The organism is Arthrobacter sp. K410C, from assembly GCF_059090105.1.
In genome coordinates, this window is the sequence record NZ_JBNHFJ010000004.1 from 58,598 (window position 1) to 84,722 (window position 26,125).

A 26,125-nucleotide genomic window follows, 5' to 3' on the forward strand; every position below is an offset into this window, starting at 1 on the left:
CGTTACTTCACAAGGGAGGAATTACCCTGCTGCCGCAGCGGCAGCAACGGCCGCGGTGACGGCGGGGGCAACCCGCGGATCCAGCGGGCTGGGGACAATGTAGTCCGCGGACAGGTCCTCGGCGGCAAGTTCGGCGATGGCCCGCGCTGCCGCCAGCTTCATGGCGGGGGTGATGCGGCGGGCGCCGGCATCCAGGGCACCCCGGAAGATGCCGGGGAAGGCCAGGACGTTGTTGATCTGGTTCGGGAAATCACTGCGCCCGGTGGCCACCACGGCGGCGTACTTCACGGCCACCTCCGGCAGCACCTCGGGATCCGGGTTGGAAAGGGCGAACACGATGGAGTCCTGGTTCATGAGCGCGAGGTGGTCCTCGTCCAGCTTCGAGGAAGAGACACCGATGAACACGTCGGCGCCGGCGAGTGCCTCAGCCGGGCCGCCGGAGACGCCGCGCGGGTTGCTGCGGCCGGCGATATCGGCCTTCTTGCTGGTGGTGTCCGCGGCCAGCTCCGCGCGCTGGCTGTTGATGACGCCGCGGGAGTCCAGCAGGACGACATCGCTGATGCCGGCGGCCAGCAGGATCTCGGCGACGGCGATGCCGGCGGCACCTGCACCGGATACGACCACCTTGAGGCTTTCCAGGCTGCGGCCGGTGACCTTGGCGGCGTTGGTCAGCGCGGCGAGGGCCACCACGGCGGTGCCGTGCTGGTCGTCGTGCATGACGGGGCAGTCCAGTGCTTCGATGAGCTTTTCCTCGAGTTCGAAGCAGCGCGGGGCGGCGATGTCCTCAAGGTTGACGGCGCCGAAACTGGGGCGGAGCCGGACCAGGGTTTCCACGATTTCGTCAACATCGCTGGTGTTGAGGACCAGGGGGATGGAGTCCAGGTCGCCGAAGGTCTTGAACAGTGCGGACTTGCCCTCCATGACGGGCAGGGAGGCACTGGGGCCGATGTTGCCCAGGCCCAGGACAGCGGTGCCGTCGCTCACCACGACCACCAGGCGCTCGGCCCAGGTCAGGGTGCGGGCGAGTTCCGGCTGCTTGTGGATGGCACGGCTTACTTCGGCCACGCCGGGCGTGTAGGCGATGGACAGGTCCCGCTTGTTGGACAGCGGCGCCGTGGTGCCGATGGTCAGCTTGCCGCCCTGGTGGGCGCTGAAGATCTCATCCTCGGTCAACGGGGTGGCAGCGGAATCGTCAATGGCTGTGATTGCGTCAATGGACACGTCGTTGTCTCCTGGTGCTCGCCGTGCGCACACGGCACATGGAAGCCCGGCGCCCGGGCGGGCGCAGGCAAAGGGAATGGTGCGACAGGAAACCCAGGGGTGGCGGGTCCGCGGGAGCGTGGGGATGTTTTGTTCCTCCCTGTTGCTCCGGTGACCCCATGGTAGGCAGCGGTTTTCCGGGTTCCGCGACGATTTGACACGGCCAACGCGTGCCAAAACGCTTGATCGGGAAAAGTTGTGACTCACGTCACGAGATAAAGGCGTACTTATTGGCTGATTGGTCTAGGCCGGTTACGCGCTTTGGGACAGTGTGAACCCGGCTTCGGCCCCCGGAGAGAGGCGGGCGCAGGCCTTTTTGAGGTCCTCTTCGGCTTCGAAGAGGGAAAGGCGCCGGTTCCGGACGGACTGGACCAGACCAGTGACAGTCAGGAGCAGGACGCGCGCAGCAACAGCGTCCGTGGCCGCAGCGCCCACCACCTTCTCGCCCAGCACGTCGATTTCCCGCAGCAGCGCGGTGGTGTCGCGGTCCGGATCGTAGATACCGCGGCTCAGGCACTGTTCCACGGCTGGCTGCATGACCCGCATATGGAAGATTTCCATTACCAGTCCGGGCAGGGCGCGGCCGCGGAACCGGGCAGACCCACTTCGGGTGCCGGCCTGTAATTCATCCAGCTGGTGCCGGTACAACGCCAGCATCAGGTGGGTGGGGGACGGAAAATACCGGTACAGCGTGCCCAGCGGCACATCAGCCTTGGCTGCCACCTCCGCGAGTTCCACCGACTCCAAGCCCTTGCGGGCAAACGCGGCCGCGGACTCCAAAATGCGGGTATAGCGGAGCCGTTGGCGAGGAGCGGAGGGCCTGGCGGCCATGGGCGGATGGTCTGAAATGGTTTCGGGCATCAGCATTCCGGGGTTGTGATCCTGTAGTGCAGCAGCCGGGAGCGTCCCCATCCCGAGTCCGCCTGCAGTCAGGGATCAACTATACGACACGGTTGTATGACGTATTTGTCAGTGGCCTTACTACCCGGTCTTCCGCCGGTTAGGCCACGCTCTTGATCTTGATCACGAAGACGGCCCCCAGAAGGCCGATGATGGCTGCCATGACGAAGAGTGTTGAGTAGCCGCCCCACCGGGTGACGGCCAGGAGTGCCAGGGTGGGCGCCACCACCTGGGGCAGCGAGTTGGCAACGTTGATCACGCCCATGTCCTTGCCGCGGTCCAGGGCCTGCGGCAGAACCTGGGTCAGCAGCGCGAAGTCCACGGCCAGGTACGCGCCGAAGCCGACGCCGAGGACGGCTGCGCCGGCCAGTGCGCCCGGCCAGACCGGGAAGAACGCCATGATGAGGCCCGCCATGGCAATGATGGCGGAGGATCCGATAACGAATGGCTTCCGCCTGCCGACCCTGTCGCTCCAGGGACCGGCTACTACGGCGGTGACCATCACCATGACCGCGTAGATTCCCGTCAGGACCAGCACACCGGTGGCCGGGTCCTCGTGGCCGATGATGTCCCGCAGGAAGAAGAGCAGGTAGACGATGGTCAGCTGGTTGCCGACATTGACCAGGAATCGGGTCAGCCACGCCCAGGCGAAATCCGGATACAGCCGGGGGCTGATCCAGAATCCCACAAGGAACTCCTTGATCCGGAACCGACGCAGCACCCCCTTGTGCAGGACGGGATCGTTCCGGTGGAAGAGGTACGGCAGCACGGACAGCAGCAGGGCGGCGGCGCACAGCCAGTAACCCACCATGAAGTTTCCGGAGACGACGGCGCCGAAGACCGCTCCGGTGAGGATGCCGAGGGTCTGGCCCATGGCCGCAAGTCCGCCCACTCCGCCCCGCTGGAGTACCGGGACGCGGTCCGGAACTGCCGCGGTGATGGCCGCGTAGGCGGCGTTGGCGCCCAGCTGGACCAGGCACCAGAAGAGCACCATGAGGGCAACAGTTGGGGACACGGACATGGCCAGCAGCGCGGCGGCTGCCAGCACTGCGCCCGCCAGCACCCAGGGGGCGCGGCGGCCAAAGCGGGAGGTAGTGCGGTCCGAGAGTGCGCCGAAGAGCGGATTCGCCACCAGGGACACCGCTGCACCGCAGGCCGTGACCAGCGACAGGATGGCTTCCTTGCTGGGCGCATCGATACTGATGGCCTGCTGCCCGATGAAGACGTTGATGGGGCCGAAGAATGCTGCGTTGATGCCGACGTTGACCAGCACCAGCCCGGTGACCCACCGGGCTGTGACCCTCTGCGTGGGCTCGGCGAGCGCCGCCGCCGGACCGTCAGGCCCGGCACCGCGTTCCAGTGGCGCGGGTATATCGGACCTGTTCATGACTTGTTCCCCCGGGACGGACGGCTGACGACGGAATCAGACTATCGTGGGCAGCAACAGCGCCGCGTGCCGCCCCGGCGGCAGCCCGCAACCCCGCCACAAGACCAGGAGAACCGATGGCTCCAGCAGCAGAAGAACACTCAGTTTCCACCGTCAACACCGCGGACCTGTACGACGAGCGCGGCGACGAGCTGGCGTCCGTGGCACTGCAGTTCCAGTCCTTGGGCGGACGCTCCCACTTCAGCGGGCGCATCCGGACCATCCGCTGCTTCCAGGACAACGCCCTGGTCAAGTCCACCTTAGCCACGCCGGGCGACGGCAATGTGCTGGTAGTGGACGGCGGCGGTTCTTTGGGCACGGCCTTGATGGGGGACATGATCGCCGAAAGCGCCGTGGCGAACGGCTGGGCCGGCGTCGTGATTCACGGGGCCATCAGGGACCGTGAGGCCATCGCACAACTTGAGCTCGGGGTGAAGGCGCTGGGCAGCAACCCGAGGAAGAGCGCCAAAGCCGGCGCGGGCGAGGTGGACGTGGACGTAGTGGTGGACGGCGTGACTTTCCGGCCCGGCGCCATGGTGTGGTGCGATCCGGACGGCATCCTCGTGGAGCGTTAGCAAAAGAATCTCCAGCATGGGGAATAACCGGCGGGCGTACGATAGTTACTGAAAGCAACTATCCCTGCCGGCCATTTCCCCACCCTTGGAGTTTCCATGCCCAAAGCCCCCGCGGCGCGACCTGCCGGAGAAGCGCTGACGCAGCGCCAGATCGTGACCGTGATGGTGGGACTGATGCTGGGCATGTTCCTCGCCTCGCTGGACCAGACCATCGTGTCCACCAGCATCTACACTATCGCCAATGACCTGGACGGCCTGTCGCTGCAGGCCTGGGCAACCACTGCCTACCTCATCACGTCCACGGTCAGCACGCCGCTGTACGGCAAGCTGAGTGACATCTTTGGCCGGCGGCCCCTCTACCTCATTGCCATCGCCATCTTCCTAGTTGGCTCGCTGTACGCCGGCTCGGTCAACTCCATGACCGAGCTGGCCTTCGCCCGCGGCGTCCAGGGCCTGGGTGCGGGCGGCCTGCTGGCGCTGGCGCTGACCATCATCGGCGACATCGTCTCGCTCAAGGACCGGGCCAAGTACCAGGGCTACTTCATGAGCGTGTTCGGCATCTCGTCGGTGCTCGGTCCGGTGGTGGGCGGCGCGTTCGCCGGTTCCTCGAACATCCTGGGCTTTGACGGCTGGCGCTGGGTGTTCTTCATCAACCTGCCCATCGGCCTGGCGGCACTGGCCGTGGTGTTCCTGTTCCTGCACCTGCCGGCAAAGCACGTCAAGCAGAAGATCGACTACTGGGGCGCCGCCGCCATCACCCTGGCGATTGTGCCGCTGCTGCTCGTGGCCGAACAGGGCCGCAGCTGGGGCTGGACGTCCCTGAACTCGTTCCTCTGCTACGGACTCGGCGTGGCGGGCATCGCCTGGTTCCTGCTGGCCGAAAAGCGGGCCGGCGACTCCGCCCTGATCCCGCTGCGGCTTTTCCGGAACACCACCTTCGGGCTGTCCTCGCTGCTCAACTTCATCATCGGCATCGGCATGTTCGGTGCCATCGCCATGCTGCCGCTGTACCTGCAACTGGTGAAGGGGCTGACGCCCACCGAGGCCGGCCTCATGATGATCACCTTCACCGTGGGCATCCTGACCGGGTCCATCACGGCCGGGCGGACCATTTCGGCGTCGGGAACCTACCGGATCTTCCCTGTCATGGGCACCGGCATCCTCACCGCGGCGGCCGTGGTGATGGGCTTCTCGCTAGGCGTGGACACCGCCCTGTGGGTTCCGGGCGTCATCGCCGTCTTCTTCGGCGTGGGGCTGGGTTTCTGCATGCAGCCGCTCACGCTGGCCATGCAGACCTCGGTTCCGCCGCGGGACATGGGCGTGGGCACCTCCTCCGCGGCCTTCTTCCGGTCCATGGGCGGCGCGGTGGGAACGGCCGTGTTCATCTCCCTCCTGTTCAGCCTGGCTGCCCGCCGGATCGCTGACAGCATGAAGTCAGCGATGGCCGATCCCGCTTACCTGGCCGTGCTGCAGGACCCGGCCGTCGCCGCGGACCCGGCCAACGCCAAGCTCTACGAGTTCTTTCGTGACGGCGCCTCCAACGAGTCCCTGAACGACACCAGCTGGCTGCACACCGCGAACAGCGTGCTGACCCGGCCCATCACCGAGGGCTTTGCCTACTCCATCGATGTGGTGATGTTCACCGCCGCGGCCCTCACCGGCATCGCGTTCCTGATCAGCTTCGCGCTCCCCAACAAGAAGCTCACCGACCAGAGGGCGGCCTCTCCGGAGGCGGCAGCCGCGGCAGCGCACTAACTGCCCCCGGCAGAAGGAGGACGACGACGGCGGCGCGGCCCGCCGTCGTCGTCCCCTATTAAGGGGCGCAGGCTGCCAAGTGGAACCTAGGGCGGTGACGTGCCACACTGTTTAGCGCGTGTGCGCCGGCCCTTCTTGCCGGTACCGCAGCCGACGACGTCCGCACCGCATTCCACCAAACCCAAACCCAGGGAGAACCATGCCCACTGCCCAGGAGCAGACCACCGCCCGGATACCGCAGCGGGTGATCTGGCTGGCGCTTGCAGGGGCGGTGGGCGGATTCCTTTTCGGCTTCGACTCGTCCGTAGTGAACGGTGCCGTCGACGCCATGAAAGACGAATTCGCGCTGTCCGAGGCGGTGACCGGGTTTGCTGTCGCCATTGCCCTGCTGGGCTGTGCCGCCGGCGCCTACCTCGCCGGCAAGGTGGCAGACCGGTACGGCCGCATCCCCGCCATGAAGCTCGGCGCCCTGCTCTTCCTGGTCAGCGCCCTCGGCACCGGATTCGCGTTCAGTATCTGGGACCTGATCTTCTGGCGCCTGGTGGGCGGACTGGGCATCGGCCTGGCCTCCGTGATCGCGCCGGCCTACATTTCCGAGATCTCGCCGCGCAAGATCCGTGGCCGGCTCGCGTCACTTCAGCAGCTGGCCATCACCACCGGCATCTTCGCCGCCCTGCTCTCCGATGCCTTGTTCGCGACCAGCGCCGGCGGCGCGGACCAGGCGTTCTGGCTGGGCATCGAGGCCTGGCGCTGGATGTTCCTGGCCGCGGCCCTGCCGGCCGTGGTCTACGGCTGGGTTGCCTACACGCTCCCGGAGTCCCCGCGTTTCCTGGTGTTCCTGGGCAAGGAGGACGAGGCCCGCAAGGTCTTTGACGCGATCGCTCCCGCAGAGGACACCGACCGGCACATCCGCGACATCCGGGAAGCCATCGAGGAAGACAAGCTGGCCGGCCAGAAGGGCTCGCTCCGCGGCAAGGCGTTCGGGCTGCAGGCGGTGGTCTGGGTGGGTATCATCCTCTCCGTCCTGCAGCAATTCGTGGGCATCAACGTGATCTTCTACTACTCCACCACTCTCTGGAAGGCCGTAGGCTTCCAGGAGAAGGACTCGCTGACCATCTCCGTGGCGACGTCCGTCACCAACATCCTGGTCACCCTGGTGGCCATTGCGCTGGTGGACCGAATCGGCCGCCGGCCCATCCTTCTGGCCGGTTCCGTGGGCATGGCCGTGTCCCTGGGCGCCATGGCTCTGGCCTTCGCCTCCGCTGTTGGCACGGGTTCCGAACTGACCCTTCCGGGCGCCTGGGGCCCGGTTGCCCTGGTGGCCGCGAACGTGTTCGTAATCAGCTTCGGCGCCTCCTGGGGCCCGCTGGTATGGGTGCTCCTGGGCGAAATCTTCCCCTCCCGGATCCGTGCCCGCGCCCTGGGCCTGGCCGCGGCAGCCCAGTGGGTGGCCAACTTCGCCATCACCCTCAGCTTCCCCGTGATGGCTGCCGGTTCCCTGCCGCTGACGTACGCCATGTACGCGCTGTTCGCGGCGGCGTCGTTCTTCTTCGTGATGTTCAAGGTGCCGGAAACCAACGGGATGTCCCTGGAGCAGGCCGAGACGCTGTTCGTACCCAAGGGCTCCGTGAAGGCCTAGACGCCCGCTCACTTCCGGCGGTTCTGGAGCCAACGCCCGCTCACTTCCCGCGGCATTACAGCGCCAGCTTCATGCCTTCGTGGCTTGCCTCGAATCCCAGGCGCTCATAGAAACGGTGTGCGTCGGTCCGGGACTTGTGGGTGGTCAGCTGCACCAGCGCGCAATCCCGCCGCCGGGACTCGTCAATGGCCCAGCGCACCATGAGCTCTCCGATGCCCCGACCGCGCCAGCCGCCACCCACCCGGACGCCTTCGATCTGCGAGCGCCAGGCACCCTGCCGGGATATGCCCGGGAGGAAGCTCAGCTGGAACGTGGCAATGACCGGACCGGCAGCTTCGCCGCGCGGCACCACTTCGCCCACCACCAGCAGGTGGGCCGGATCGCCGTCGATCGCTTCGAAGGCCCGCTCGTAGGGAGCCATATCCCCACCGGTTTCACGGCCCGCGCCCAGTGCGTCGTCAGCCAGCAGGCATACGACGGCGGGAAGGTCGGCACGCGTGGCGCGGCGGAGGCGGAAGGTGCCGCCGTCGACGTCGGCGGTCAGCAAAGGAGGCAGGGCATCAGGGGCGGAAGTCACCGGACCAGCCTTGCACAGGAGTGAGCGGGCGTCCGGCTCATACCCGCCAGAAGTGAGCGGGCGTCCGGCTTCTACCCGCCGAAGCTGAGAGAGGATCGCTGTTTAGGCTGATAGGTGGTGGAATCACAACGACGACGCCGGCACTTGCGGAAGTGCCGGCGTCGTGCGTTGAGCAATACGTCGGGCGCTGCGGACGCAGGAGCGGGGTCAGGCGGGCGTGCGCGCCACCTCCGCCTGCCGCTCCTCCACCAGGGTGGCGACGGCGCTGAACAGCGGGTGCCCGGGCTCCAGCCCGGTGATTTTCGCCGTGGCGTCCGCGGGGCCGTTGGCAGCCAGGATGCCGGCCAGTTCCGTTGCCTCGGTGTCTGCCGGATCGTTGAAGCGCAGGGCAGCGGCGATGGCACCGAGCAGGGCTTCCGGGACCATACCGCGCTCCGCCAGTTCAGCGGCCGGGCCGATGAACCGTTCATGCCGGCCGAGCTTCCGCAGCGGCGCACGGCCCACCCGGTTGACGGTGTCCGGCAGGTGCGGGTTGGAGAACCTGGCCAGGATCTTCTGGACGTAGGCCTCCTGCTCGTCGTTGCTGAAGCCATGCTTGGTCACCAGCAGCTGCTTGGTCTCCTCCAGCACGGCACGGACGTCCTCTGCCACGTCCTGGTCGGCCATCGCATCGGAGATCTTTTCGATGCCTGCCTCGAACCCGAAATAGGCTGCTGAGGCGTGGCCCGTGTTCACCGTGAACAGCTTCCGCTCGATGTAGGGCGAGAGTTCGTCCACGAAGGTTGCCCCCGGGATGGACGGGGCGGCACCAGCGAAAGGCGTCCTGTCGATGACCCACTCGTAGAAGGTCTCCACTGTGACATCAAGGCCCTTGCCGGCTTCCTGGTTGGGAACGATCCGGTCCACCGCTGTGTTCGCGAACACCGCACGCCCTTCCAGTGCCCCGTTGGCAGCCTCCGGACGGGAGGCCACCTCCCGGGCCAGGATGTCCGAGGCATTGATGGCGTTCTCGCAGGCCATGACCTGCAGCGGCGCCATCCCGTCTTCGCGTGCGGCGATGCCCCTGGCGATGACCGGCGCCACGAACTTGAGGATGTGCGGGCCCACGGCCGTGGTGACGATATCGGCCGTGGAGATCTGCGCGACGAGTTCGGCTTCCTGCGTGTTCGAGTTCAGTGCGCGGAAGTTGTCCACGGTCCGGACGGCGGGGTTCTCCCCCACTTCGTGGACCTGGTAGCTGTCCGCCTCCGCGAGCTGCGCGATGAGGGCATCAGCCACGTCCGCGAAGACCACCTCGTACCCTGCGTCATGCAGGAGCAGTCCAACAAAGCCGCGGCCGATGTTCCCGGCACCGAAATGTACAGCCTTCACTATGCGTTGACCTTTCCGAAGAGCTCCAGGACTTCGTCCACGGATCGGGCGGCTTCCAGTCGGGCCACCTGCTCCTTGTTGGTGAAGACCTTCGCGATGGAGGACAGGATGTGGAGGTGTTCGTTGTTGACGCCTGCAACGCCCACCACGAACTTCACCTGCTTGCCGTTCCAGTCGATGCCCTCGGGGTAGCGGATCACGGACACCGCGGATTTGCGGATGTGGTCCTTCGCGGCGTTTGTGCCGTGCGGGATGGCCAGGAAGCTGCCCATGTAGGTGGAGACGGACGCCTCGCGCTCATGCATGGCCGAGATGTAGCCCTCATCCACGGCGCCGCGGGCCAGCAGCAGCCGGCCGGCTTCGTCGATGGCAGCGTCACGGGTTGTGGCCGAGCCGTCCAGCACCACGCTTTCGCGGGCCAGGATCTCGCCTCCGCCGGACGCCGTTCCAGTATCCGCACCTGCCGCAGCACCCGCGGCCGCACCTGTTCCTGCCGCCCCTCCGGAGGTTCCGGCAGCAGGCTCGGTGCCCGGCACAGTACCGTCCCCGGCGTTGCTTTCCCGGACCAGCTCAACGATCTCGTCGTAGCGAGGGCTGCTCATGAAGTTGTCCACGGAATAGTGGACAGCGCTGGACGTGGCGGGCTTGGCCCGTTCGGTCAGGTCCTGGTGCGTGATCACCACATCGTAGGTGTCGCTGAGGTTGGCGATGGAGGCGTTGGTGACCTTGACGTCCGGGAAGCCGGCCGCCTTGATCTTGTTCCGGAGCACGGAGGCGCCCATGGCACTGGAGCCCATGCCGGCGTCGCACGCGAACACGATGTTCTTCACCGGTCCGGCCAGCACTGCAAGCCCACCGCCGGCTCCCGTGCCCGTCAGGGTGGAGGCAACGGAGCTCTTCTTGCCCTTCATCTGCTCCATCCTGGCGGTGGCGTCATTGAGGTCGACCTCGTCGCTGTGCTTGGTGGTCTTAAGGATGATCGCGGCTACCAGGAAGGACACTGTTGCCGCGAGCAGGACCGCGAGGATGACCCCCACATAGCTGTCACGGGAGGTCTGGGCGAGCACCGCGATGATGGATCCCGGGGCTGCCGGTGCAACCAGGCCGGAGTTGGTGATAGCCAGGGTTGCGACGCCGGTCATGCCGCCGGCGATGGCGGCCAGGATCAGCAACGGGCGCATCAGGACGTAGGGGAAGTAGATTTCGTGGATGCCGCCGAAGAAGTGGATGATCACGGCACCGGGGGCGGAGGCCTTGGCGGCACCGCGGCCAAAGAACATGTAGGCGAGCAGGATGCCCAGGCCCGGGCCGGGGTTGGCCTCGAGCAGGAACAGGATGGACTTGCCCTGCTCCAGGGACTGCTGCACACCCAGCGGGGTCAGCACGCCGTGGTTGATGGCGTTGTTGAGGAAGAGCACCTTGGCCGGCTCAATGAAGATACTGGTCAGCGGCAGCAGGCCGTTGTTGACCAGGAACTGCACCACATTGCCCGCGCCGGTGCTGAAGGCGGACACCAGTGGTGAGATGCCGTAGAAGCCCAGCATGGCCAGGAGGGCACCCCAGATACCTGCCGAGAAGTTGTTCACCAGCATCTCGAAGCCGGGGCGGATCTTGCCGTCCCAGATCGAGTCGATCTTCTTCATGGTCCAGCCGCCCAGGGGGCCCATGATCATGGCGCCGATGAACATTGGGATGCCGGCACCGACGATCACGCCCATGGTGCCGATGGCCCCCACCACGCCGCCGCGGGTGTCGTAGACCATCTTGCCGCCGGTGTAGCCGATCAGCAGGGGCAGCAGGTAGGTGATCATTGGTCCCACGAGGCCGGTGTTGGGCTCGCCTTCGGCGTTGGTGCCGAAGCCGCCCAGTTCAGGAACCGGCAGCCAGCCCTTCTCGATGAAGAGCGCCGTGATGAGGCCCCAGGCGATGAATGCACCGATGTTGGGCATGATCATTCCGGACAGGAACGTTCCGAATTTCTGGACGCCCACCCGCATGCTGGTGCGGGGTTTCGCAACTGTTTCTGTTGCCATGTGATTTCCTAACCGTCTGTCCTGCTGCTGTGCAGGATGGTCCGATGGTGACGAGCGACGTATTGCTGTCTAGCGGGGTAATGCGCAGGAGGCTGCCTCAGGACGGGCTGGTGGAAATTCTGTGCAGCCATTCGAGGAAGAGTTTGAGTTCCGAGCTCGAGAGCTGGTCTGAGTGCGAGGCCTGAAGTGCGGCGTTCAGGGCGATCGCAGCCACCACTACCGAGGACTTCCCGGTCTCGCCCGGAACCGGGCCCGTGGAGGGCTCGGCGGACACCGCGAAGATCATGGCGTCCCGGGTCATGGTGGACAGTTCGAGGTTCCGTTCGGAGGCGGGCTCCGCAATCAGCATCAGCGTCACGCCCACGTTGGCCGCCAGGATGGACCTGGCCGCTTCCCGGGGCTGGACGTTCAGCTGGCCCGCCGCCGCTGCCTTGTTCAGCATCTCCTCCATCAGGGCCTCGGCATCGGCAACGATGGCGGGGCGGCTCTCCGGACGGATATTGCCGAACATCACCAGGTACAGCTCCGGCTGGTTCAGCCCGAACTGCACATGGTTGTCCCACATTCTCCGGATGTCCTCAAGCGGATGCCCGGAGGGGGCGAAATCCCTTTCACCCGCGACATATTCCTCAAAACCCGCGGCGACGACGGCGTCAAACAAGCCTTCCTTGTCGCCGAAGTGGTGGTACAGGGTGGGAGCCGAAACCCCTGCCAGCTGTGTGATCTGGCGGGTGGAGACGGGAGCTCCCGCGGACTTTGCCAGCAATTCGGCCGCCGCACGCAGCAGTCGCATTTTGGGGGGAAGCTGGCCATCCAAACTCATAACCGCTACCCTAGCACCTATAGCATTGCTATATGAACTGAATCACATACAATTTTTTCAGGCACGTTTCCCGCCCTGGACGTAGCAGTCCCCGGGTGGTGCCGGCACGGCGCCGGAGATCATGACGCGCCTGGCTACCGGAAGAGAATGAGGACCTTCAGTGCAGAACTTCCCAGGAGTAGGCGTCAGTCCAGGCCGCGTCATCGGACTCATCCGGCAGATGCCGAAACCGATCAGCGAACCTCCCGCCGGTGAACAGCTGGCACCGGGCACGACGGCCGAGGAAGCAACTGCAGCCCTGAAGGCGGCATCCCAGGCAGTACACGATGAACTGAAGGCACGCGCCGCCCACGCAACCGGCGATGGCAAGGCAGTCCTCGAAGCCACCGCACTGATGGCCAAGGACACCATGCTGATCAAGGGCGCCAGCAAGCTCATTGCCCGCGGGGTGTCCAGCGAGCGCGCCATTTGGGAATCCGGCTCCTCAGTTTCGGAAATGCTGCATAACCTGGGCGGTTACATGGCCGAACGGGCCACCGACGTCCTGGACGTACGTGCCCGGATCGTCGCTGAACTCCGCGGTGTCCCCGCGCCGGGCATCCCCAGCGCCAACTCACCATTCATCCTGGTGGCCGAGGACCTTGCCCCGGCCGACACAGCCACCCTGGACCCCAACAAGGTCCTGGCCCTGGTGACCTCCGGCGGCGGCCCGCAGTCCCATACCGCCATCATTGCCCGCTCCCTTGGCCTCCCCGCCGTGGTCGCCGCGGTGGGCGTGGACGAACTCCCGGACGGCACCGAAGTCTACGTGGACGGGGCCGCCGGCAACATCACCTCCCAGCCCGACGGATCCCTGCGCGCTGCAGCGGAAGCGTGGGCGGCCACGGCTTCCCTGCTGGCCGAGTTCAGCGGTACGGGCGCGACGGCGGACGGCCACCTTGTGCCGTTGCTCGCCAACGTGGGCGGCGGCAAGGACGCCGAGGCGGCCGCCAAGCTGGGCGCCGAGGGCGTGGGCCTGTTCCGCACGGAATTCTGCTTCCTGGAGCGGGACACCGAGCCCAGCGTTGAAGAACAGGCCGCAGCCTACAAGAGTGTTTTTGATGCCTTCCCGGGCAAAAAAGTGGTCCTGCGCACCCTTGATGCCGGCGCGGACAAACCGCTGCCGTTCCTGACTGACTCCACTGAACCCAATCCGGCCCTCGGTGTCCGCGGCTACCGCACCGACTTCACCACGCCCGGGGTCCTCGACCGCCAGCTGGAAGCAATCGCCCTGGCGGAGAAGCAGTCGGAGGCTGACGTGTGGGTGATGGCACCCATGATCTCCACGGCAGAGGAGGCTGCCCACTTCGCGTCCATGTGTGCAGGCGCCGGAATCAGGAACCCCGGGGTGATGGTGGAGGTCCCCTCCGCTGCCCTGACGGCCGAGTCCATTCTGCGCGAGGTGAACTTCGCCAGCCTGGGCACCAACGACCTCACCCAGTACGCCATGGCGGCCGACCGACAGCTGGGGCCGCTCGCCAACCTGAACACCCCGTGGCAGCCGGCCGTCCTGCGCCTGGTGGGGCTCACCGTTGAAGGCTCCCGGGCAGAAGGCAGCGGCAAGGCGGTGGGCGTCTGCGGCGAGGCTGCCGCGGACCCCGCCCTCGCCGTCGTGCTGACGGGCCTGGGCGTGAATACGCTGTCCATGACCGCGCGCTCCATCGCGGCCGTGGCCGCCGTCCTGAAGACCGTTACGCTCTCCGAGGCGCAGGAACTTGCCAAGCTGGCCTTGTCCGCACCGAGCGCCACTGAGGCCCGGGCCTGGGTGCGGGAGAAGCTGCCCGTCCTGGAGGAGCTGGGGCTCTGATCAGGCGCTGACGCCGAACTCGTCCACCGCACGGACCCATCCGCTGATGGTTTCCGCTGCGGCTTCGGGGGCGGTGTGCTGGAAGACGTGGCCCTGCCCGGGGATTTCGCCGGCGGTGCCCTGCGGGGCAACGCCGGCCAGGCGTGCGCACCACGGGCGCCGGGCGATCGGGTCCTTTTCGCCCCGGAGAACCAGCACGGGCTGGCTGACGCCTGCCAGGCGCTCCGTGATGGGGTATTCCATCATCACCGGCAGCTCCGTGAGGTACCAGCGCAGGCCGGCCCGGAAGTAGTCGCCGAACACGATGACGTTGGCGGACAGGGATTCGCTGAACATCGCATCCCTGGTCAGTGCCAAGGACTGCCGCGCCACCGACTTCCGGCTGTCATCCACCACCGGCCCCATCAGGACGACGCCGGACACCTGGCCGGGTTCCTGCAGGGCCAGGTCCACTGCCAGCTGGGTTCCCATGGAATGGCCCACGGCCACATAGCTTCGCACCCCGGCGCTGGCCAGGACGGCAGTGACGAAGGCAGCATAGTCTTCAACCTCCAGCCTCCGGCGGGGGCGGTCCGCATTGCCGAAGCCCGGCAGGTCAAGGGTGTAGACGTCCGCTGTCTTGGCCAGCTCCTGATGCAGCCGGGCCAGGTAGCGGTGGGAGACGCCGATACCGTGCAGCAGCACGTACGTAGGCCTGGCCCCGACAGCGGCAGGCAGGACCGAAGCATAGAGCTTTCCATGCAGGCCGCCGTGTTCCACATCTTGTCCGCCACTCAATTCCATCAGCCGAGCATACCGTCCGCCGCAGCAGGGCACGGGTAGGCTGAAATCATGGCACTGATAGCTCCCCGGATGACCGGCGCCCTTCCAGGGGAAGATGCCGACAGGCTCCAGCGGGCACTTGCGGGCAGCGATGACATCACTGTTTTCGTGGACGGCACTGTCCACCGGCTGCCGCCCCTGGCGCGGGACGCCGTCGTCGATCTGCTCCACCGGTTCGGCCGCGGCGAAGCGGTGACCGTCAGCAGCGTTGAGGAAATGCTGACCACCTCCAAGGCGGCGGAACTGGCCGGCATTTCGCACACCTACCTCCGCAACATGACGGACCGCGGCGAAATCCCGGTGGAATACCGCGGCTCACACCGGCGCATCCCGCTGGCGGCCATCATGGCCTGGCTGGACAAGCAGAAGCTTGAACAACAGAAACTGGAGCAGCAGAAGAAGGAATCCAGGAGGAAGGCAGGCCCGCAGGAAGCGGTGGACGGGCAGGACGCCTAGATCCTTGGCCGGCCTGCCCAGCGCCGCATCTTCAGGGCTGCGTGGAGTTCCAGCCGGGGCAGCCCCTTGAGCGGGTCCACGCCCAGGAGCTGCCGGATCCGGCCCAGCCGGTTGTAGATGCTGCTGCGGTGCAGGTGCAGCCGGGCGGCAACGTCCTGCACCGAGCCGTCGTTGTCATAGAGGAGTTCCAGGACGGGAATGAGCTCACCGTTGCGGTCGTGGTCCTCCAGCATCCGGAAGTAGACCGAGCCGGAGTCCGCCCAGGCGCCAACCCCTCCCCCGGCCGAGGCCAGCAGCTGGTACACGCCGGCGGCCCGGCAGTCCACCAGCTCGCCCAGTTGCGGGTCCACCGCCGCAGCCTGCGCCGCAACCCTGGACTGGCGGTACGCCTCTGACAGCTGGCGGGTCCGGCTGAAGCCTTCGCTGATGCCCAGGATGATGCGGTGGACCGGCCGGCCCGAGCGTTTGGCCAGTTCCAGCTGGTAGTGCACCAGCACCTGGGCGTGGTTGGCCCGGCCTGTCGATTCGCGGAACAGCACCACCGAATGCGTCTCGGTGCCGGCGCTGAACAGGGCGGCATCAACACCCACGGTGGCCTGGAGCGCGGTGGAGCGGTGGGTCAGGGTGGCGGCAATGGGATCGGGGCCGCTGGCCCAGCCGTCGGCGTCGAGGACCGTGACCATCTGCCAGGGCCCCTTCCCCTGGACTTCCTTCCACCCGGCTACGGCAGCCACCGCGTTTGGTTCCCCGGCGCAGGCAGCCAGGAACTCCCGCTCACGGCTCCGCCGGTACTCCGATTCGGCCGTGTTGGAATCCAGCAGCAGCCCGGACAGCAGTTCCAGCTCGTGGTTGACTGCCGGGAGCTGGGTGAGGATTGCAGCCGGATTTTCCTCCGCCGAGTCCTGCTGCACCCACAGGTATCCCACGCGGAAACCGCGGACCATCAACGGGACGCACACGCGGCCCAGCATCCCCAGGTCCGGGTTGGCCGGGACCACCACGGGCCGGACGGCGGTGGCGATGCCGTGCGAGAGTTGCCAGGCGCTGACGTCCGCCGGCACCTTCTTGCTGAGCAGGAAGTTAACCCGCACCCGGTCCGCGTGGGACTGGTTGGAGCTGTAGGCGAGCAGCACCCCGTCCAGGTCCTCGAGGGACAGCCCGCGGCCGAGCTTCTGCGCCACCTGCTCCACGAGCTGCTCCACACCCTGCTGCATGGGGCAACACTACTGCTTTTGAGCGGGCGCGGACGAACGGACAGCAGGCGACACCTGACGTTCCAAGGCTCGACATCTGTCGAATGAAAGCCGATAAAATCGGCAGAATTCCGCGGTTCTCCCCACACGTCCACCACTACTCCATGTCGGCTGGCTCACAGCCGGATTTATCGTGGAAACACAGAACCTTCCGCACTTTCCGGCCCACACGGCCGAGAACCTGGAGCCCACGATGATCATCGGTGTCCCCAAAGAAATCAAGAACAACGAATTCCGGGTGGCCATCACTGCCGCCGGCGTCCACGAGTTCCGCACCCACGGCCACACGGTCCTGGTGGAGCGCGGCGCGGGCCTCGGCTCCGGCATCACCGATGAGGAATACTCGATCGCCGGTGCGGAAATCGTCAACGAGGCGGACGACGTCTGGGCCCGTGCGGACATGGTCATGAAGGTCAAGGAGCCGATCAAGGCCGAGTACCACCGCTTCCGCAAGGGCCTGATCCTCTTCACCTACCTGCACCTCGCCGCCGAGCCGGAACTGACCCGCGAGCTCATCAACTCCGGCGTCACGGCCATCGCCTACGAAACCGTGCAGGAGGGGCGCACCCTGCCCCTGCTCGCGCCCATGTCCGAGGTCGCGGGCCGGCTGTCCGTCCAGGTGGGCGCCTCCTCGCTGATGGCACCCGCCGGCGGCAAGGGCATCCTGCTGGGCGGCGTGCCCGGCGTCCGCCCTGCCAAGGTTGTTGTGCTGGGCGCCGGCGTTGCCGGAACCAACGCTGCAGCCATGGCGCTGGGACTCGGCGCAGACGTCACCATCCTGGACATCAACATCAACCGGCTCCGCGAACTGGACGCCCAGTACCAGGGCCGGCTGAAGACGGTGGCCTCGAACAAATACGAGATCGAGAAGTCCGTTGTGGACGCGGACCTGGTGATCGGCTCGGTCCTGATCCCCGGCGCGAAGGCCCCCAAACTGGTGACCCACGACCTCGTGGCGCGGATGAAGCCCGGCTCGGTCCTGGTGGACATCGCCGTTGACCAGGGCGGCTGCTTTGAGGACACCCACCCCACCACGCACCAGGAACCCACCTACAAGGTGCACAACACCATTTTCTACTGCGTGGCGAACATGCCCGGCGCCGTCCCCAACACCTCCACGTACGCGCTGACCAACGTCACCCTGCGCTACGCGGTGGCCCTGGCCAACCTCGGCGTCAAGGCCGCGTTCGACCGTGATCCTGCCCTGGCGGCAGGGCTCAACATCGCCGCCGGCCACGTTGCACACCACTCGGTTTCGGAAGCCCACAACCTGCCCCTCGTGGCCGACTGGCACGAACTCGTCTCGGCGTAACAGGAGGCGCTACCGGGCCAGAGCGCGTGCCGCCTCGATGATCTTGAGGGTCTCGACGGCGTCTGCTGGGTCCACGGGAAGGGGCGCCGCGGAGGCGGCACCGCCGTCGTGGATCTTCCCGGCCAGCAGCCGGTAGAACTCGGGATAGGCCCCCCGCTCGGTGGGCAGGGCATCCAGGTGGCCGTCACGGCCCAGGAGCCCTGCCCATTCCGGTGACTCCACCCCGTATTCCTCGTCGAGCGGGCTGCCTCCGGCCACGATGTAAGGTTCCTGCGGGTCCACGCCGTGCTTGGTGAAGCCGCCCACCGAACCCAGGACGCGGAACCGCGGGGCCTGCTGCGCGCAGAGCATGTTCATGTGCAGGTGGCTGAGGACCCCCGTCTCGTGGCGCAGCACCACGAACACATCATCATCCGCCCGCTCCTCAGAGCGCCGAGCCCGCAGCTCGGCATGGGTCACCGCGGCCGGGCCGAAGAGCTGGAGCGCCTGGTCAATGAGGTGGCTGCCCAGGTCGAACAACGCACCGCCCCCGTCGGCGGCCGTGGCGCGCGCCTTCCAGGCTTTGGCGATGATGGGGGACCAGCGCTCGAAGCGCGATTCGAACCTGGTCACGGTGCCCACGGCGTCCACCGCCAGCAATTTCCGCAGGGTCAGATAATCGCCGTCCCACCGCCGGTTGTGGAAGACCGTCAGCACCCGGCCCAGCTTCCGGGCCAGTTCGATCAGTTCCTGCCCCTGCGCGCTGGTGACAGCGAAAGGCTTGTCCACCACAACGTCCAGCCCCGCTTCCAGGGCAGCCCTGGCCAGGGGGTAGTGCGTGGCCGGCGGGGTTCCCAGCACCACCAGGTCCAGGTGGTCCGCAACGTCCAGGACGGCGTCGCCGTCGCGGACTGTCTTGACCCCCGGATAGCGGGCGGTGGCAGCCGCCTGCCTGCCGGCGTCGGACGTTGCAATGACGTCCAGCGAGTAACTGGGGTCGGCCGCGATCAGCGGGGCGTGGAAGACGCTCCCTGCCAGGCCGTACCCGACGACGGCAGTGCGGATGGGGCGTTCAGCAGCAGTTCCGGTCATGGAAGCTACGCTACTCCGCTGCCTTGCCGGGCGCGCCGGCTGTCCTTATCCGCTGCTACTTAAACGCCGCGGCCGGCACCCCCTGGCGGGAATGCCGGCCTTGGCGATTATGAAGCAGTTACTTCTTTTCCCAGCCAAGGGTGGTCCAGTCCGGAACCTGGGACAGGCTCTGGAACAGGGACGGGCCGTAGTTGGCAAGGCCGGTGCGGACGAAGGAGATCTGCGGGCCGTTCATGACCACGCCCATGGAAAAGTACTTCGCCATGTGCTCCTTCTCCACTTCCATGGCTGCCTTGTTCCGTTCGGCGTTGTCCTCGATGGAGGCGAGCTCGGCGATCCTCTTGTCCAGTTCAGCGTCTCCCAGGCCGTTTTCGTTGGTCTTGGAGTCGTAGTACTGCTTGACGGCGGACGTCGCGTCGGCGCCAACGGTGTAGCCGGAGACGCTCAGGTCGAACTCGCGGCCGCCGATGACCTTTCCGAAGTCGGCCGAGGCCCGCTGGTCGATGCCCACGTCCATGCCGCCGGCCTGGAGCTGCTTCTGCAGGGTCTGGGTAAAGGCCAGCGTGGTGGGATCGTCACCGAAGTTGCTGATCTTGAAGGAGACAGGCTTGCCGTCCTTCTCCATGACGCCGCTGGCGTTCTCCGTGTACCCGGCGTCGGTCAGGACCTTCTTGGCGGCGTCCGGGCCGGTCTCCTTCACGGGGTAGTTGTCCTGGTAGTAGTCCGAGAACGGCAGGAGCATCATGGAACCGGAGCTGGGCTCCTCCCAGTTCAGGCCGTTGAACCGGACCTTTCGCAGGGCCTCGCGGTCCACTGCGGCAAAGATGGCTTCCCGGACAGCGACGTCGGTGATCCGCTGGGCGTTGATGTTCAGGCCGCCGGCGAACAGGCGCTGGCCGCGGCGGACCTCGGCGTCCTTGGTGCCTTCCAGCTGCTTGTAAAGGGCGATGGTGTTGGCGGACATCGCGTCGATCTCGCCGTTCTTGAAGGCTGCGATCTGGGCGCTGGTTTCCAGCTGGCGGAAGACCACGTTCTCCAGGACCGGCTTTGTGCCCCACCACTTTTCATTGGGGACCAGGGAGAGGGTCTTGGCGGCCGGGTCATACTGGTCCACCTTGAACGGGCCGGCCATCCACTCCGGGTGCATCTCGCCGACAAAGCCCTCGTTGAAGATCTCCGGCGTGTTGACGGCCGGGTGGATCAGCCCGAAGAACAGGTCTTCCAGGGGATAGACCGGCTGCGTCATTTTGACGATGACTTCCTTGTCGCTGCTGCCGGCCTCGACCGACTCCACGAAAGCGTAGGAACCGGAGGTCACGATGTCGTAGCCGGCGTCCGGGCTCTTCAGGATGTTCCAGGTGTTCTGGAAGGCCTTGATGTCGATCGGCGTGCCGTCGTTGTAGGTTGCCTTTTCGTTGACCTTGATGGTGACGGTTTGCTTGCCGTCAACCATCTCGCTTTCCACGGACTCGCAGAAGTCCTTGTTGGGGCTCGCCTTGCCCTCGAAATCGACCTTCCAGCAGCCGCCGATTCCGCCGCCCGACACCGCAACCGGATTGATCGGAGCCATCAGCGCGGAGTTGTCCGAGCTGTTGCCGTTGTTGGAGAACCCGTTGAAGTCCGGACCGATGCTGCCCAGCGGAAGTGTCACCTTGCCGCCCTGTTCAAGATCGGCTGCAGGCTTCTCGTTGATGCTGATGAGCTTGGACAGGTCGCTGCCTGCCTCCTGCCCCTTGGCCGTTTCGGGGCCAGTGGCACCGCCACCACCGCCGCAGGCCGTCAGCGCCAGGGCAGCAGCAATGGCAGCTGCCCCGCCGATCCTGTTCAGATTCCTCATGGTTTTCCCTTCGTTTGGTGCTGGTGGAGTGATGGGTCGGCTAATCCTGGGGTGCATGGTGGTCCGCTGTGTCGTGGACCACCAGCATGTCCTCATCCAGCGGTCCGTCCGGGAAGAAACAGGCAAAGCGCTGGTCCGGCAGCGGCACGGGGGCAGCCTCCAGGGTCCGTGCCGCCATTGAGGGCGTTACGGGCTCCAGCGGCGGCTCCAGGGTGAAGCACTTTTCCTGCTTTGCGGGCGGCAGTGCAGCGAAGACGGGGCACCGCGTGGCGAAGTTGCAGCCCTTGGGAGCGTCCAGCGGGGAGGGCAGGTCGCCCTTGAGGATGATGCGTTCGCGGGTGCGTTCCACTTGGGGGTCAGGTACCGGAATGGCGGACAGGAGGGCCCGCGTGTACGGATGGCGGGGGTTGCCGAACACCCGGTCAACCTCGCCGATCTCCACAATCTTGCCCAGGTACATCACGGCAACCCGGTTGGAGATGTGCCGGACCACGGAGAGATCGTGCGCCACCAGGAGGTAGCTCAGGCCCAGCTCGGCACGGAGCCTGTCCAGGAGGTTGATGACCCCTGCCTGCACCGAAACGTCGAGGGCCGAGACGGGCTCGTCAAGAACCACCAGTTTGGGGTTCACGGCCAGCGCGCGTGCAATGCCGATCCGCTGGCGCTGGCCGCCGGAGAACTGGTTGGGGAAGCGGTTGACGTGGTCCGGCTGCAGGCCCACCAGCCTCATCAGCTCCATGATCCGTTTCTTGGCGGCCTGCCGGTCCATGCCTGCGTTCTGCAGCGGTTCGGCGAGGACTTCGTAGACGGTGAACCGCGGGTCCAGGGCACCGGTAGGGTCCTGGAACACCATTTGCAGTTCCCGGCGCATGGCGCCCTTGGTCCTGGCATCCGCGGCCTGCTTGTTGCTCAGGCCGCCGATGACCACTTCGCCGTCCTGGTCCTTGTGGAACTCCATGATCTCCAGGAGGGTGGTGGTCTTTCCCGAACCTGACTCGCCCACGATCGAGAAGCACTCCCCCTCACGGATGTCGAAGCTGATCCCGTCCACGGCCTTGACGGTGCCCATGCGGCGCTTTATCAGGGCTCCCTTGGTGAGCGGGAAGTGCTTGCGCACGTCCTTGAGCTCCAGGACAGCTGTGCGCTCCCCGCGGGGAATGGCATCGAAGCGGGACACCGGCACCGGCGGAGCGGAAAAGACGTCGCGGACGTCCACGTCACCGCCCAAGGCCCCGGATTTGATGCAGGCGGCGCGGTGAAGGGCGCTTCCCGGTACTGGTGCCAGCGCGGGTTCGCCGTCCAGGCAGGCCTCGGAGGCCAGCGGGCAGCGGGGCGCAAACGAACAACCGGTGGGGGTATGGATCAGGTTGGGCGGCATGCCCTCGATGGGAATCAGCGATGACTTCTCCGCAGCGTCAACGCGCGGCACGGCGCCGAGCAGGCCCATGGTGTAGGGCATCCGCGGGTTGTAGTAGATGTCATCCACCGCCCCTGTCTCCACAGGCTTGCCGGCGTACATCACCATGATGTCGTCTGCCATGCCGGCCACCACGCCCAGGTCGTGGGTGATCATGACGACGGCGGCACCGGTCTCTTCCTGTGCCGTGTGGAGCACCTCAAGGACTTGCGCCTGGATGGTCACGTCCAGCGCCGTCGTCGGCTCATCCGCGATCAGGACCCGAGGGTTGTTGGCGATGGCGATGGCGATCATCACGCGCTGGCGCATGCCGCCGGAGAATTCATGCGGAAAGGCCCTCAGCCTGTGCTTGGGGCTGGGAATCCCCACCATGGCCAGGAGTTCGACGGCGCGCGCTTCCTTCGCCTGCCTGCTCATGCCGGGGTTGTGGATGGTGAGCGCTTCAATGATCTGGGTGCCCACTGTGTACACGGGCGTCAGGGAGGAAAGCGGGTCCTGGAAGACCATGGCCAGTTCGTTGCCGCGGTAACCGCCCATGGCTTTGTCGCTAAGGCCGAGCAGTTCACGGCCGTTGAGGCGGACGGAGCCGGAGACCTCGGCGGCTGGGGGCAGCAGGCCCATGATGGCCAGGGAGGTGACGGACTTGCCGGAGCCGGACTCTCCCACGATGCCGAGCGTCTTGCCGGCCATCAGGTCGAAGTCCATGCCGCGGACTGCGTGGACAACGCCGTTTTCAGAGTTGAACCGGACGTGCAGGTCGCGGACCGACAGTACGGCGTCGGTGGGGCCGGAGAGCCCTGCTACGTGGAGCCGCTCCGCCGGCGACCCCGTGGACTCCGCCGGCCCGGCGGTGGTTTCGCTGCTCATGACGCCTTCTTCTGCACAGGTGCCTGTTGGATTCCGTTGTTGCGGGCTCTGTTTTTCCGCGCCTTGCCGCTGGAGCTGGAGCTGGGGTCGAAGGCGTCACGCAGGCCGTCGTTCATCATCGCCAGGGACCCGGTGAGGAGGAACATGACAGTCAGGGGCACCCAGAACATCCACGGGAATGTCTGGACCTGGGAGGTGGCGCCGCCGATCAGCACGCCAAGGCTTACGTCCGGGAGCTTGATGCCGATGCCGATGAAGGAGAAGGCAACCTCGGCCAGGATGGCGGCGGTGACCCCGCGGGTAATGTCCAGGACCAGCAGCGAGCCGATGTTCGGCACCAGGTGCCGCCAGATGATCCGGAGCGGCGGCACACCCATGTACTGGGCTGCTTTGACGAAGTCCCGCTGCATGAGGGACATGGACAGCGAACGGATGAGGCGTGCGGTTCCCATCCAGCTGAAGACCAGCAGCACGATGATCAGCAGCAGCCAGGATGGCAGGTCCTGTTTGAGTCCCGCTCCGCCGCCGCTGGTGGCCACGGCGACAACCAGGAGTGCCGGCATCATGATGAGCGCTTCGAGGACGAAGAGCATCAGCTTGTCCACTTTGCCGCCGAAGTAGGCCATGGTGCAGCCGTAGACCGCGGCTACGAGGACCGAAACCAGGCCCACCACCAGGCCGATCAGGATGGAGATCCGGGTTCCTTCCACGGTCATGGCGTAGAGGTCGATGCCGGCCTGGGAGGTGCCCAGGTAGTGCACGGCGGACGGCGGCATCCCGATGTTAAAGGGGTCGATGGTTTCCTTGTCCCAGGGCGTGAAGTACCCGCCCACGAAGGAGAACAGGGTCAGGGCAAGGAAGATGGCCAGGCCGGCCACGGCTGTCTTGTTCCGCATGAAGCGGCGGAAGATGATGGTGGACTTGCCGATGACGGCGTCGGCGCCCTCCAGGTGGGCGTCCTGCGCCGCGGCTGCCGGATCGACGGCATTGAGGTTGGTCACGGCTACTGCACCCTCACTCTCGGGTCAACCAGTGTGGTGGCGAAGTCGGCCAGGATGGCGCCAAGCGCGAAAATGACCGAACCGTAGGCGAGGGTGGCAGTGGCGGCGTTCACGTCCTGCAGCGAAATGGCGTCAATGCTCCAGGAACCGATGCCGGGCCAGGCGAAGATCTTTTCCGCGAAGAATCCACCGGCGAAGATGGCCGGGATGGTGAAGGCGATGCTTTGTGCCACCGGGATGAAGGAAACCCGCAGGGCATGCCGGGTTATGGCCTGGTTGCGGCTGAGGCCCTTGGCACGGGCCGTCCGGACGAAATCAGCATTCACGTTGTCCAGCAGGTACTGGCGCTGGGCGATCTGGTAGGAACCCCACCCCACCAGGGTGATGGCGACGGTGGGTACCGCGTAATGCGCCAGCATGTCCACGAATTGCGCCCAGCCCGGTTCTATCCCGGGTGTGGAGATTCCGGTGACGAAGAAGATGCGCTCACCCACGGACTCGTTGATGTTGATGGCTCCGAGCTGCACCAGGAAGTAGGCGATGGGTGCGGGCACGATGTAGGCAAGATAGCTGTAGGAGGTGATGACCCGGTCCTGGAACTTGTACTGCCGGGCGGCGGAGTAGACCCCTAGGGCCACACCAATGACGAGGGTCAAGACGATGGATGCCAGGAACAACCTGGTGGAGATCCAGACTCTGTCGCCGAACTCCGCGTTGATGAAGGCCCCGTTGGGGCTCCTGCCCCAGTCCCAGCGGGTGACGATGGCGGTCAGCCAGTCGACATAGCGCTCCCAGGGGCTCAGGTCCGGGTCAAGTCCCTTCAGTCGCATCGAGGTGGCAACCTGTTCAGGAGTTGGGCGCGGAATGCGTTCCTGTTCGAGCAGTGCAGGCTTCAGGGAACCCACCGCAAGGAAGTAGCCCGCGGAGGTGGTCAGGAAAATCATGACCACATAGATGAGGCCGCGCCTTGCGAGGTACCTGAGCACGCTATCTGGATCCTTCCGTCCTCCCCGGATCAGCGGGAGTTGTACCGCGTCACCGGGACCAGTGCCAGCGGATAGCTGGCGTCCCGCAGCCCTGGCCGGGCGTCCTGGCGGACTATGTCGCGGGTCACATTCCAGAGGAAACTACCACAGGCCATCAGCGAAAATGGGGGCGGACGCGGGGAAAACTACCCGGGCGTATCAGATTGTTATGAACAATTCTGTGAAGTTGATTTGACTGGACGCTGGGGCTTCTGCCCGCGTAATCTATGCGCCTTTGACCACCCGTGTGACAAGATCCCGCCACGACGCGGCCAACCTGTCAGCGGTGATCCCGTGGACGCGGACCAGGTTGAGGAGCCGCCCGGGGTCCAGGGCGGCACCCAGGGAGCCCGCCATGAGCCAGGGGTCGGAGGTGAAGCCTTCTTCCCGGAGCAGCACTTCGATATGCCGGTGCCACAGCGCCGCTGCGGGCACCTCAAAACGGCTGCTGCGGGAGGCGTTCTCCGCCGCGAGCACAAGGTCGCCGAACTCCACCACGTAGGCGATCCGAGCGGCACCGAAGGCAACCAGCCGCTCCAGGCCGGGCGCGCCCGGCCCCAAAGGCGGCGGGCCAAACAGGAAGCGCTCCTGGAACGCCGCTTCAGAATCGTCCAGCAACGTCAGCAGGAGGCCTGCCCGGCTGCCGAAACGGCGGAATACAGTGCCCTTGCCCACACCGGCGCGCTCGGCCAGACGGTCCATGGTGAGCCCCTGGGCGCCGCCCTCCCGGATGATTTCCCGGGCGGCCACCAGCAGCCGCTCCCGGTTGCGGGCGGCGTCACTCCGTTCAGCTGCCGTCGCCGGCATTCCCGGCCGCAGTGGGATCAGGCTCACAGCGTCATTCTAGCCCCCGGGAATA

At 66.1% G+C, this 26,125-nt stretch carries 21 protein-coding genes; 6 read left to right on the plus strand and 15 right to left on the minus strand.

What is annotated here, in order from left to right; translation table 11 throughout:
* Positions 1-21 precede the first annotated feature (21 nt).
* The 3 genes from AC5RU7_RS08515 to AC5RU7_RS08525 form a co-directional block, all read right to left on the minus strand.
* A complete protein-coding gene (locus tag AC5RU7_RS08515; RefSeq protein WP_494051878.1) occupies positions 22-1,221 on the minus strand; it encodes an NAD(P)-dependent malic enzyme in 1,200 nt (399 codons plus the stop codon).
* A 291-nt stretch (positions 1,222-1,512) separates the two neighbouring features.
* On the minus strand, positions 1,513-2,121 hold the full coding sequence (locus tag AC5RU7_RS08520; RefSeq protein ID WP_494051879.1) for a TetR/AcrR family transcriptional regulator: 609 nt from the start codon (positions 2,119-2,121) through the stop codon (positions 1,513-1,515).
* Between the two features lie 139 nt (positions 2,122-2,260).
* Complete coding sequence (locus AC5RU7_RS08525; protein WP_494051880.1) at positions 2,261-3,547, minus strand: MFS transporter; 1,287 nt, start codon at positions 3,545-3,547, stop codon at positions 2,261-2,263.
* Between the two features lie 116 nt (positions 3,548-3,663).
* On the opposite strand from AC5RU7_RS08525, the gene rraA reads away from it, so the two are divergent.
* From rraA to AC5RU7_RS08540, 3 genes are all read left to right on the plus strand, one after another.
* Complete coding sequence (gene rraA / locus AC5RU7_RS08530) at positions 3,664-4,161, plus strand: ribonuclease E activity regulator RraA (RefSeq protein ID WP_494051881.1); 498 nt, start codon at positions 3,664-3,666, stop codon at positions 4,159-4,161.
* Positions 4,162-4,257: 96 nt separating this feature from the next.
* A complete protein-coding gene (locus AC5RU7_RS08535) occupies positions 4,258-5,916 on the plus strand; it encodes an MDR family MFS transporter (protein ID WP_494051882.1) in 1,659 nt (552 codons plus the stop codon).
* A gap of 199 nt (positions 5,917-6,115) precedes the next feature.
* Positions 6,116-7,555 (plus strand): sugar porter family MFS transporter, encoded by a 1,440-nt coding sequence (locus AC5RU7_RS08540; protein WP_494051883.1) that lies wholly within the window; start codon positions 6,116-6,118, stop codon positions 7,553-7,555.
* A 55-nt stretch (positions 7,556-7,610) separates the two neighbouring features.
* Here AC5RU7_RS08540 and AC5RU7_RS08545 read toward each other — a convergent pair whose 3' ends face one another.
* From AC5RU7_RS08545 to AC5RU7_RS08560, 4 genes are all read right to left on the minus strand, one after another.
* Complete coding sequence (locus tag AC5RU7_RS08545) at positions 7,611-8,132, minus strand: GNAT family N-acetyltransferase (RefSeq protein WP_494051884.1); 522 nt, start codon at positions 8,130-8,132, stop codon at positions 7,611-7,613.
* 207 nt (positions 8,133-8,339) lie between these two features.
* Complete coding sequence (locus tag AC5RU7_RS08550; RefSeq protein ID WP_494051885.1) at positions 8,340-9,503, minus strand: mannitol-1-phosphate 5-dehydrogenase; 1,164 nt, start codon at positions 9,501-9,503, stop codon at positions 8,340-8,342.
* Complete coding sequence (locus AC5RU7_RS08555) at positions 9,503-11,536, minus strand: PTS mannitol transporter subunit IICBA (RefSeq protein WP_494051886.1); 2,034 nt, start codon at positions 11,534-11,536, stop codon at positions 9,503-9,505. Before AC5RU7_RS08555 ends, AC5RU7_RS08550 begins: the two co-directional genes overlap by 1 nt.
* Before the next feature lie 97 nt (positions 11,537-11,633).
* Entirely contained in the window at positions 11,634-12,359 is a 726-nt protein-coding gene (locus AC5RU7_RS08560; RefSeq protein ID WP_494051887.1) for a TetR/AcrR family transcriptional regulator, read from the minus strand.
* Positions 12,360-12,519: 160 nt separating this feature from the next.
* On the opposite strand from AC5RU7_RS08560, the gene ptsP reads away from it, so the two are divergent.
* Positions 12,520-14,205 (plus strand): phosphoenolpyruvate--protein phosphotransferase, encoded by a 1,686-nt coding sequence (ptsP, locus tag AC5RU7_RS08565; protein WP_494051888.1) that lies wholly within the window; start codon positions 12,520-12,522, stop codon positions 14,203-14,205.
* Here the strand turns inward: ptsP and AC5RU7_RS08570 are convergent, their stop codons facing one another.
* Positions 14,206-14,988 (minus strand): alpha/beta fold hydrolase, encoded by a 783-nt coding sequence (locus AC5RU7_RS08570; protein ID WP_494051889.1) that lies wholly within the window; start codon positions 14,986-14,988, stop codon positions 14,206-14,208.
* A 48-nt stretch (positions 14,989-15,036) separates the two neighbouring features.
* On the opposite strand from AC5RU7_RS08570, the gene AC5RU7_RS08575 reads away from it, so the two are divergent.
* Entirely contained in the window at positions 15,037-15,483 is a 447-nt protein-coding gene (locus AC5RU7_RS08575) for a helix-turn-helix domain-containing protein (RefSeq protein WP_494051890.1), read from the plus strand.
* Here the strand turns inward: AC5RU7_RS08575 and AC5RU7_RS08580 are convergent.
* Positions 15,480-16,697 carry a PucR family transcriptional regulator gene (locus tag AC5RU7_RS08580; protein ID WP_009357948.1) on the minus strand — a complete coding sequence of 406 codons (1,218 nt, stop codon included), beginning with the start codon at positions 16,695-16,697 and terminating at the stop codon, positions 15,480-15,482. The two genes, AC5RU7_RS08575 and AC5RU7_RS08580, sit on opposite strands and share 4 nt — an antisense overlap.
* Positions 16,698-16,929: 232 nt before the next feature.
* On the opposite strand from AC5RU7_RS08580, the gene ald reads away from it, so the two are divergent.
* On the plus strand, positions 16,930-18,048 hold the full coding sequence (gene ald, locus AC5RU7_RS08585) for an alanine dehydrogenase (protein ID WP_494052014.1): 1,119 nt from the start codon (positions 16,930-16,932) through the stop codon (positions 18,046-18,048).
* A 9-nt stretch (positions 18,049-18,057) separates the two neighbouring features.
* Here ald and AC5RU7_RS08590 read toward each other — a convergent pair whose 3' ends face one another.
* From AC5RU7_RS08590 to AC5RU7_RS08615, 6 genes are all read right to left on the minus strand, one after another.
* Positions 18,058-19,119 (minus strand): Gfo/Idh/MocA family protein, encoded by a 1,062-nt coding sequence (locus AC5RU7_RS08590; protein ID WP_494051891.1) that lies wholly within the window; start codon positions 19,117-19,119, stop codon positions 18,058-18,060.
* Between the two features lie 118 nt (positions 19,120-19,237).
* Entirely contained in the window at positions 19,238-20,956 is a 1,719-nt protein-coding gene (locus AC5RU7_RS08595) for an ABC transporter family substrate-binding protein (RefSeq protein ID WP_494051892.1), read from the minus strand.
* 40 nt (positions 20,957-20,996) lie between these two features.
* Positions 20,997-23,240 (minus strand): ABC transporter ATP-binding protein, encoded by a 2,244-nt coding sequence (locus AC5RU7_RS08600; protein ID WP_494051893.1) that lies wholly within the window; start codon positions 23,238-23,240, stop codon positions 20,997-20,999.
* Positions 23,237-24,241 carry an ABC transporter permease gene (locus AC5RU7_RS08605; protein ID WP_494051894.1) on the minus strand — a complete coding sequence of 335 codons (1,005 nt, stop codon included), beginning with the start codon at positions 24,239-24,241 and terminating at the stop codon, positions 23,237-23,239. The genes AC5RU7_RS08600 and AC5RU7_RS08605 overlap by 4 nt, the downstream gene beginning before the upstream one ends.
* A gap of 2 nt (positions 24,242-24,243) precedes the next feature.
* Positions 24,244-25,227, minus strand: coding sequence for an ABC transporter permease (locus AC5RU7_RS08610; protein ID WP_494051895.1), 984 nt, complete (start codon positions 25,225-25,227; stop codon positions 24,244-24,246).
* A 264-nt stretch (positions 25,228-25,491) separates the two neighbouring features.
* Positions 25,492-26,100, minus strand: a complete 609-nt coding sequence (locus AC5RU7_RS08615; RefSeq protein ID WP_494011523.1) for a TetR/AcrR family transcriptional regulator — start codon at positions 26,098-26,100, stop codon at positions 25,492-25,494.
* Between the last annotated feature and the right edge of the window lie 25 nt (positions 26,101-26,125).